At 73.9% G+C, this 8,910-nt stretch carries 7 protein-coding genes and 1 pseudogene; 2 read left to right on the top strand and 6 right to left on the bottom strand.

The genetic code is table 11. The features are described from left to right. Window positions 1-128: 128 nt before the first annotated feature. The 3 genes and pseudogenes from ABH931_RS39450 to ABH931_RS39440 form a co-directional block, all read right to left on the bottom strand. A pseudogene (locus ABH931_RS39450) lies at window positions 129-1,288 on the bottom strand (ROK family protein); the annotation flags it as partial. Window positions 1,289-1,421: 133 nt separating this feature from the next. Continuing rightward, complete coding sequence (locus ABH931_RS39445) at window positions 1,422-2,588, bottom strand: type ISP restriction/modification enzyme (protein ID WP_370124790.1); 1,167 nt, start codon at window positions 2,586-2,588, stop codon at window positions 1,422-1,424. 56 nt (window positions 2,589-2,644) lie between these two features. Beyond that, on the bottom strand, window positions 2,645-3,430 hold the full coding sequence (locus ABH931_RS39440; RefSeq protein ID WP_370124788.1) for a class I SAM-dependent methyltransferase: 786 nt from the start codon (window positions 3,428-3,430) through the stop codon (window positions 2,645-2,647). A gap of 210 nt (window positions 3,431-3,640) precedes the next feature. On the opposite strand from ABH931_RS39440, the gene ABH931_RS39435 reads away from it, so the two are divergent. Both ABH931_RS39435 and ABH931_RS39430 read left to right on the top strand, forming a co-directional pair. After that, window positions 3,641-4,063 (top strand): GNAT family N-acetyltransferase, encoded by a 423-nt coding sequence (locus ABH931_RS39435; protein WP_370124786.1) that lies wholly within the window; start codon window positions 3,641-3,643, stop codon window positions 4,061-4,063. 38 nt (window positions 4,064-4,101) lie between these two features. Beyond that, complete coding sequence (locus ABH931_RS39430) at window positions 4,102-4,578, top strand: hypothetical protein (RefSeq protein ID WP_370124784.1); 477 nt, start codon at window positions 4,102-4,104, stop codon at window positions 4,576-4,578. Here the strand turns inward: ABH931_RS39430 and ABH931_RS39425 are convergent. From ABH931_RS39425 to bioD, 3 genes are all read right to left on the bottom strand, one after another. After that, window positions 4,531-7,101: an ABC transporter permease gene (locus ABH931_RS39425; protein ID WP_370124782.1), complete on the bottom strand. Its 2,571-nt coding sequence runs from the start codon at window positions 7,099-7,101 to the stop codon at window positions 4,531-4,533. The two genes, ABH931_RS39430 and ABH931_RS39425, sit on opposite strands and share 48 nt — an antisense overlap. Before the next feature lie 16 nt (window positions 7,102-7,117). Continuing rightward, window positions 7,118-7,909 (bottom strand): ABC transporter ATP-binding protein, encoded by a 792-nt coding sequence (locus ABH931_RS39420; protein ID WP_370124780.1) that lies wholly within the window; start codon window positions 7,907-7,909, stop codon window positions 7,118-7,120. Window positions 7,910-8,001: 92 nt separating this feature from the next. Beyond that, a complete protein-coding gene (bioD, locus tag ABH931_RS39415; RefSeq protein WP_370124778.1) occupies window positions 8,002-8,715 on the bottom strand; it encodes a dethiobiotin synthase in 714 nt (237 codons plus the stop codon). Window positions 8,716-8,910 lie beyond the last annotated feature (195 nt).

Here is an 8,910-nt window from a genome sequence, read left to right as displayed (position 1 = left end):
CGGCGTGGCCGAGGAGGAGCAGGCCCGCCTGCTGGAGCGCCCGCCGGGCATCCCGGTCCTGGTCCTCACCACCCGCTACGCGGGCGAGGACGGCCGGCCGTGGAGCTCCGCGACGTCCGCTGCCGCCGTCGTCGCGCGGTGACGCCTACTGGTCCACCGCGAAGAGCTGCTGCTCCGCGTGGTCGAAGGCGAGCTTGACCGCGCCGATCGCGATCGCCGCGTCGCCCAGCGCCGCGAGCTGGACCTCCGGGGGCCGCAGGCAGAGCCGGCCCAGCTGGCGGCGGAGGGGCTCCACGACACCGTCCAGCCCGCTCGCCCAGCCGCCGATCACGACGATCTGCGGGTCGATCGCCAGCACCAGCGCCGCCACGTCCCGCACTAGGCGGGCGACGAAACGGTCGCGGACGTCCATGGCGGCGTGGTCGCCCTGCTGGGCGCGGCGCAGCATCTGAGCCACCGCCGCCTCGTCGAGCGGGTCACGCAGCGCGCTCTCCGTGGTGGAGAGGAGCCGGGACGGCTCGTCCTCCTGGCCCAGCAGGTGCAGTGAGCCGATCTCGCCCGCCGCGCCGCCGAAGCCGCGGTGCAGGCGGCCGCCGATCAGCGAGCCCGCGCCGGGGCTGAGGCCGGCCAGGACGAAGACGACGTCGCCCTTGCCGATCGCCGCACCCTTCCAGTGCTCGCCGATCGCGGCCAGGTTCGCGTCGTTCTCCACCAGCACCGGGCACTTGAACGAGCGCCGCAGCCGGTTGGCCAGGTCCAGCCCCGTCCAGCCCGGCAGCGCCGTGCCCAGCTGGACCACACCCTCCGCGTCCACGACGCCGGGCGTGCCGACGCCCACCGCCCACAGCGACTCGCGGGCGATCCCGCCGCGCCGCAGCAGCTCCGCGACGGTCGCGCGTACGAGGGCCAGGCGTTCGTCGGCTTCGGTGGTCTCGTCGATGGGACGGCCGTAGGCGCCGAGGGTACGGCCGCGCAGGTCGGAGATGATCGCGCGGGCGCCGTGGGTGCCGATCTCGATGCCGAGCAGGTGGCCGGCCTCGGCGCGGAAACGGAAGTGACGGGCCGGACGGCCGCGCTGGCGCACGCCCTCGTCCGCGGGCTCCACCTCGGCGACCAGACCCGACTCGATCAGGCCCTCGATGACTCCCTCGACGGTCGGGCGGGACAGCCCCGTCTCGCCCACCAGCTGGGTGAGCGTCAGGACGGCTCCGTCGCGGAGAGCGCGCAGCGTCACCGCGGAGTTGAGCCGCCGCAGCAGTGAGGAGTCACCACCGATGAGCTGGGCCACGCCTCCGTCCTTCCGTGCTTCCCGATTCCGTGTCGACGTATGCCGGATGGTAGCCGGGGCGGGGAGCCGTCGGCGAGCGTTACTGCAGCTCAGTCGGGGCTTCGGTATCAAACGGCAACCTGGCGGCCCAACCTCACAGCAGCGCGTACTGGCCTTCGGGGCCCTCCTCCAGCCGGTCCAGCACCGAGGCGGGGCGCTGGGCGGACGCGGGGACCGGGAGGATCGCGGCCTCGTGCAGGTCCGCGTGGGTGAACCAGGGACCGCCGTCGGCGGCGAGGTCGTGCCGCGCGGGGAGCAGTTCGCCCAGGCGGGCGAGCGTGGTGGCCAGCTCGACCAGTTCCGTCGTCGCCCGCTGCGGCCACACCGTCAGGCCGAGCGCGGCCAGGGTGCCGCGGGCCGCGCCGCGGAACGCGCAGCGGTCGGCGAACCACTCGCGCAGGGTGGCCTCGGCGGGTGCGGCCCACGCCTGCGGTGGCACCGGTGCGAGACGGCCGTCGCCGAGCAGCAGCGTCTCCTCCTCCGGGTCGTACCCGAGCTCCTGGGGCTGCGCGTCCACGGGATGGCGCACGAAGGTCCGACGACCGTCGGGGAGGCGCAGGCCACCACCCTGGGCGAAGGTGTGCAGGTCCACCACGCGTCGCCCCAACGCGACACCCTCCGCCCAGGTGGCGGCGGAACGCGGCAGCGGCACGGTGTCGTCGCCGTGCACGGCGACGGCCGCGATCCAGGCCAGCACGGACTCGGCGGTGACGGGTGCGGCGTAGGCGCGTCGCAGGAACCGCAGCAGTCCGGGTGCGAGGTTGGGTTCCCGGCCGTCCGGTCGCCGGTGCAGCGGGTGCACCCGCATCCGTGGGTCCACGGGCAACTCGGCGCTGACGGTCGGCGGCGCGCCGTCGGGGTGGACCAGCAGGTAGCGCTGGTGCGCGCCCTCGGCGCGCCAGAGCTCCGGCCGGGCTTGGTCCAGGAGGCGCTGGTCCGCCAGCATCCAGGCCCGGTCCAGCGGCCGGGTCCGCACCCGGACGAGTGGAGGCTGCGTCCCCGGCTCCCGGGAGAGCCTGCGGGTGCTGCCGCGCTGCCCCGGCAGCCCGGCGACCGCCGAGTCCGGCGTCCGCGCCCGGGACGGCTCGAAGAGCGCGGACCGCTCGCCGGGCGGGGCCGCGACCAGCCGCCGCCACCGCTCCTCCAGCACCTCGGGGTCGGCGCACACCACCCACGCCCGCCCGGTCCTGATCCCGCGTACGGACCAGGGCAACAGGTCGCCGAGAGACGGCAGCGCCTCCTGCCCACCCGTATCTGCCACACGGACATGCTAGGCGGAGCCCCGGCCGCGGCGCCGCCGACCGGCCAAGGCCCTACCTAGCGCACGGCGGTTATCAGCAGGAAGGGTGCGGCCGTGCGCTCCTGGGCCCACGCGCGGTCACCGAACAGCTCCGCGTCGGCGACGCCCACCGCGTCGGCGAGGACGGGGGCGAGCTCGCGCACGGGGCCCGCGAAGCCGCCCTCGGCCAGCGCGGTGCGGTACGTCTCACGGGTCCAGTAGCGGTTCAGGATGGTGGTCCACGAGTCGTCCACCCGTCGGACGTGGACCGGCATCAGCTCGCCCGCCTCGTACGCCGCTCCGGCGTCCCCGCGGCGGAAGCCCTCGAACTCGGCGCCGAAGGCGTGGTCGGGGTTGGGGACCAGGATGGTGAACCGCCCGCCGGGACGGACCACGCGGGCGACCTCCGCGATCAGCTCCCGGATCGTGGACTCCTCGTCCACGCAGGTGAAGAGGAAGCAGGCCATCGCCGCGTCCATCGAGCCGTCGGCGAGGAACGGCAGCAGGCCGTCGTCGCTGTGGCGGTAGTCGATGCGGGGGTGGGGGGCCTCGGCGCGGGCGAGGTCGATCATCGCGGCGGAGGAGTCGACGGCGGTGATGCGGGCCGTGCATCTCCCGGCCAGCCACCTGGTCACCTCGCCGGGTCCGCAGCCGAGGTCGAGCAGACGGCTCGTTGTCCCGTCGGCCAGGTCCAGGTCCAGGCCCAGGGCCAGTGGCAGGAAGGCGTAGCCGAGCAGCCAGGAGGCGGAGTCGTCCCAACGGCGGTAGTCGTCGGCGGTGTCGGGCTGCTGGTAGGAGATGATCTCCGTGGTCTCGGCGGGCACGCCGGTACTCCTGTCGACGATGGCCCCCGTGCATCCAGAACTGACGGGCAGAGTGTATTGATCTTGATCGATCTCGGGAACGGCTCTCTGTTGCATTCCTGCAACTTCTGCCGCACCGTCAACGATCCTTCGCTGGCGCGTAGTTCGCTTATCGGTCTTGACTGGCGAAATCCCCGGCACGCCACCGCGCCGTCCTGGTTGGGTGAGCCCATGGAACCACTGCGCACACGTACCGCCCGTCCGTCGGACGTCCACGACGTCCTCGCCTTCTGGAAGGAGGCGGCCGAGGGGACGAGCATCAGCGACGACGTGGCCGGGGTGACGCGGCTGGTCGAGCGCGATCCGGAGGCGCTGATCCTGGCCGAGCGGGAGGGGCGGCTGGTCGGCACGGTCATCGCCGGCTGGGACGGCTGGCGGGCCAGCCTCTACCGGCTGGCCGTGCACCCGGACCACCGGCGTCAGGGGATCTCCCGGGTGCTGCTCGACGCCGCCCACGCGCGCTTCGTGGCCGCCGGCGGACGTCGGGCCGACGCGATGGTGCTGGTGGAGAACGAGACCGGCCAGGCCGCCTGGGCCGCGGCGGGATACGAGCGCGAGGAGCACTGGCGGCGCTGGGTCAGGCCGCTCGCCTGAGAGGCCACTTGTCAGTGCCGGGGCGTACGGTAGAGGGCATGGTGGCTCAACTACCGCACACCCGGACCGAGGTGCCTCGCCCGTCCGAGTCCCTCGCCGGGCCGGGGGTGCCCGACGTGTCGGAGCTGCGCGCGGTCGGCGCCGCGCTGCTGGCTCGGTTGGCCGAGTCGCGCGAGCGGGACGTCGCCGTCCCGGACGCGCTGTGGCAGGCCGCCGAGCGGTTCCAGCCTCTGCTCGACGGGGTCGATCCCGAGCCGGGGGAGGGGGAGGAGCTGTGGGAGCTGGCGCTCACCCTCCCCGGCCTCCTGGCGGAGCCGCCGGCGGCTCCGCCAGCGCCTCCGGTGGGTGCGCCTGAGCCTGCGGGGGGTGCGGCTGGGCTACCCCCGGCGGAGCCTGCTGCTGCGGTGGCCCAAGCGGCCCGGCCGACCCAGGCGGCATCCGCGCCTGCGGCCGCGCCGTCCGACGGGTTACTCGTGGGCGATCGCGTCCAGCACGTCCAGCCGCGAGGCGCGTAGCGCCGGGCCGAGGGCGGCCAGCAGGCCGACCACCGCGGCGCCGACGACCACCGCGATGATCGTCGCCCAGGGCACCGCCAGCGCCTGGAGCCCCTTCGCGGCCAGCAGGCGCTGCGCCGTCAACCCCCAGCCCAGGCCAAGCCCGAGCCCCAGCACAGCTCCGAACAGGGCGATGACGACGGCCTCCAGACGCACCATCCGCCGCAACTGCGCCCGGCTCAGCCCGATCGCGCGCAGGAGCCCGATCTCCCTGGTGCGCTCGATCACCGACAGCGCCAGGGTGTTCACCACGCCCAGGATCGCGATGATGATCGCCAGCGCCAGCAGCCCGTAGACCAGGTTGAGCAGCAGGTCGATCTGGCCGCGGACCAGCTTCTTGTAGTCGGTCTGGTCCCGCACCGACACCTGCGGATCCTTGGCCAGCGCCGTCGTCAGGGCGCTCTTGACCTGCGTCTTGTTCGCGCCCGGGGCGAGGTTGACGAAGACGATGTCGTCGAGCGCTCCGGGCACGTACTGCCGCAGCGTGGAGGTGGCCACCACCGGCTCGTCACCGAGACCGCCCGGGTTGGGGTCGGTCACGTCGATGCCGCCGACGGTCAGCGTGCCCGTCCGCCCGCTCTGGAACAGGACGGTGACCGCGCTGCCCAGCCGCAGGCCGTGCGCGTCGGCGTAGTTGGAGCCGATCATCACGTGGCCCGGTGCGGTGCCCGCCGCGACGGTGCCGGAGCGCATCTGGATCCGCACGACCTTGTCGAGGCCGGGACCGGTGCCCACGACCACCGTCCTCTGCTGGGAACCGTCGGTGGCGACCAGTGCGCCGCGCGTGCCCTGCCCGCGCACCACCAGGCCGACGCCCGGGGTGGCCTGGACGGTGTCGCCGACCTCGTTCGGGAACGGCAGGCCGGTGGCGTTCTGCACGATCAGGTCCGCGCCGATGGTCTTGTCGATCTGCGCGTCGAAGGAGGCGGCCATCGAGGAGCCCACCACCGACAGCGAGGCGACCAGTGCCAGCCCGATCATCAGGGCGGAGGCCGTCGCACTGGTGCGGCGCGGGTTGCGCAGCGCGTTGCGCTGGCTCAGCGTCCCGACAGGGCCGAAGACGCGAGGGAACCAGCCGCCCAGGGCGCGGATCACCGGGCTCGCGAGCAGCGGGCCGACCACGATCAGACCGATCAGGCTCAGCAGCACGCCCGCACCCAGCAGCAGGCCCGCCTGCCCCAGGTCCTTGTCCGTCGCCGCGCCGACCAGCGCGCCCGTCGCCACGGCCAGGACGACCAGGCCCGCGATCGCCCGGCGTCGCAGCGGCGCGCCCCGCCCGGGGGTGTCCGCCTCCCGCAGCGCGGCCATCGGCGAGATCCGCGAGGCCCGCCGCGCCGGCAGGTAGGCCGAGACGGTGGTGACGATGATCCCCACCGCGTAGGCGGCGACGACCGTCGGCCAGCGCACGGCCAGTTGGCTGCCCTTGAGCACCATGCCGCCCGCGGCGATCAGTTTGATCAGGCCGAGCGCGAGACCGACCCCGAGCAGCAGACCCAGCGTCGACCCGATCAGCCCGAGCAGCGCCGCCTCGACCAGCACCGAGCGGTTCACCTGCTCCCGGCTGGCTCCCAGCGCCCGCATCAGCCCGAGCTCGCGGGTGCGCTGCGCGACCAGCATCGAGAAGGTGTTGAGGATCAGTGACACGCCGACCAGCACCGCGATCCCGGCGAAGCCGAGCAGTGCGTCCTTGATGACGGACAGGAACGCGCCCAGCGTCTGCGCCGCGTCCTTGGCCGTCTGCTCGGCGGTCTTCACGTCGTAGGCGCTGCCGACGACGGGCGCGACACGGTCGCGCAGCTGCTCGTGGGTGACGCCTTTGGCGGCCGTCAGGTCCACGGAGGTGAACTCGCCCGCGTGACCGAGCAGGCGCGTCTGCGCCGTCGGGGTGTCCAGGAAGACGAGCGTGGCACCGGGGTTGGTGGTGTTGAACGTCGCGATGCCCGAGAGCGTCACGGGGAAGCTGCCCGTCGGCGCGATGACGTGCAGCGGCTGCCCGAGCACCAGGTGGTGCTTGCGGACGGTGTCCGCGTCGACGACCACCTGGCCGTCGCCGTGCGGCGCGCTGCCGGAGGTCAGGTCGACGGGGGAGTTGGGCCGCAGGTCCCAGTTGATGCCGATGGTCGGCGCGCCGCCGATCGACCCGATGCTCTTGTTGTCCGCGTCGGTCAGCGTGATCCCGGCGAGCTGGACCCGGCCGGTGACGGCGGCGACCCCGGGGACGGTGCTGACCTCGGGTATCAGCGAGGCAGGCACGGTCGGGACGGTGCCGGAGAAGTTCTGGTCGTTGCGCCCGGCGACGTCGTTGTGGGCGGTGACGCTCACGTCCGCCGAGGTGGAGCGGAAGAGCTGGTCGAAGGTGGAGCCGATGGTGTCGGTGAACATCAGCGTCCCGGCGACGAACGCCACCGAGAGCAGCACGGCCAGCATCGACAGGGCGAGCCGGCCCTTGTGGGCGAGGAAGCTGCGCAGGGTCGCCTTCAGCATCGCGTCTCCTCGCGCCTCAGTCCGCGTCCGGCTTCGCCGCGCGCGCGTCGAAGCGGCGCATCCGCTCCAGCACGGTGTCGGCGGTCGGGCCCTCCAGCCGGTCCACGATCCGGCCGTCCGCGAGGAAGAGGACGAGATCGGCGAAGGAGGCGGCGTTGGGGTCGTGGGTGACCATGACCACCGTCTGCCCGAGCTCGTCCACGCTGCGCCGCAGGAACTGGAGCACCTCGGCCCCCGAGCGTGAGTCCAGGTTGCCCGTCGGCTCGTCCGCGAAGATCAGCTGAGGCCGCGCGGCGAGCGCCCGGGCGACGGCGACACGCTGCTGCTGCCCGCCGGACAGCTCGTGCGGCCGGTGCCGCAGCCGGTCCTGGAGCCCGAGCGTCTCCACGACCTGCGCCAGCCAGGCGGCGTCCGTGCCGCGGCCGGCGATGTCGCCGGGCAGGGTGATGTTCTCCTCGGCGGTCAGCGTCGGCAGCAGGTTGAACGCCTGGAAGACGAACCCGATCCGGTCCCGGCGCAGCCGCGTCAGCTGCTTGTCCCCGAGGCGGGACAGCTCCGTGTCCCCGACCCACACCTCGCCGCCGGTGGGCTTGTCCAGCCCGGCGAGGCAGTGCATCAACGTGGACTTGCCCGACCCGGACGGCCCCATGATCGCGGTGAACCGCTGGGCGTCGATCGCGACGTCCACCCGGTCCAGGGCGAGAACGGAGGTGTCCCCGCTTCCGTACGCCTTGCTCAACCCGACGGCCCGCGCGGCGGGCCCGGGTCTCTGTTCAGGTCGCTCTTCCGGTCTCTGTTCCGCCGCCATGGTGCTCCCCCGGCAGGTCGATGGAACTGCGTCCAGCACGAGCCTAGGCCGGGGCTTCGCGGGCGGCATCCGCCCCAGGACCGAGGGGACCCCTACGGGGCCCAGGTGCCGCCGAGGGCGGGCGCGAGGGAGGCACGGGCGATCGGGAGAAAGGCCTCCGGGGTGACGTGCGGGCCCGCGCAGGCGGCCGGGAGGGCGCCGAGGAGAGGGGCGTCGGCGACCACCGGCAGGTCGATCAGGTTGCAGCGCATGGCGAGGTCGGGCTCGGTCGGCCAGCCGCCGATGACCAGGCCGTGGAGGGGGATGCCCCGGGCGCGGAGCGCCTCCGCGGTGAGCTCGGTCAGGTTCAGCGTGCCGAGGGCGGCCGTGACGACGACCAGGGCCTCGGCCGCGTGGCCGAGCTTCGCCAGCTCGGCCGGGACGTCGGCCAGGGAGGAGCCCTCGGCGTCGAAGCGGACGAGCAGGCCGCCGGCGCCCTCGACCAGCACGAGGTCGTGCGTCTGCGCGAGCCGCGCCGCTTCCGCGGCGATCTCCGCCGGGGTGATGGGCCGCATCCCCGCTCGCACGGCCGCGGTCCCCGGAGCCAACGGCTCCGGGTAGCGGGCGAGCTCGCTGAAGGTCAGCTCGCCCGCGAGCCGGCGCACGTCATCCAAGTCCCCGGCTTCTCCGGGCGCCATGCCCGTCTGCGCGGGCTTCATCACGGCGACCTTCCGCCCGTCGGCGACGGCCAGCGCGGCGACGGCCGCGGTGGTGACGGTCTTGCCGATCTCCGTGTTGGTGCCGGTGACGAGGAGGATGGCGCTCACGCTGCGGGGTCGCTTTCTGGGAGGAGTGGATTCGTGCGGGCCTTCGGCCGGGAGGTTCGGGCTTGGGCTGTTCGGCCTGGCGGGCCTTGGGCCGGGAGGGTCGGGCTTGGGCTGTTCGGCCTGGCGGGCCTTGGGCCGGGAGGGTCGGGCTTGGGCTGTTCGGCCTGGCGGGCCTTGGGCCGGGAGGGTCGGGCT

This window comes from Streptacidiphilus sp. MAP12-33 (assembly GCF_041261265.1).
Classification (GTDB): Bacteria; Actinomycetota; Actinomycetes; order Streptomycetales; family Streptomycetaceae; genus Streptacidiphilus.
Note: the sequence above shows the minus strand (reverse complement) of the source record. Positions and strands in the feature narration are given on the sequence as shown.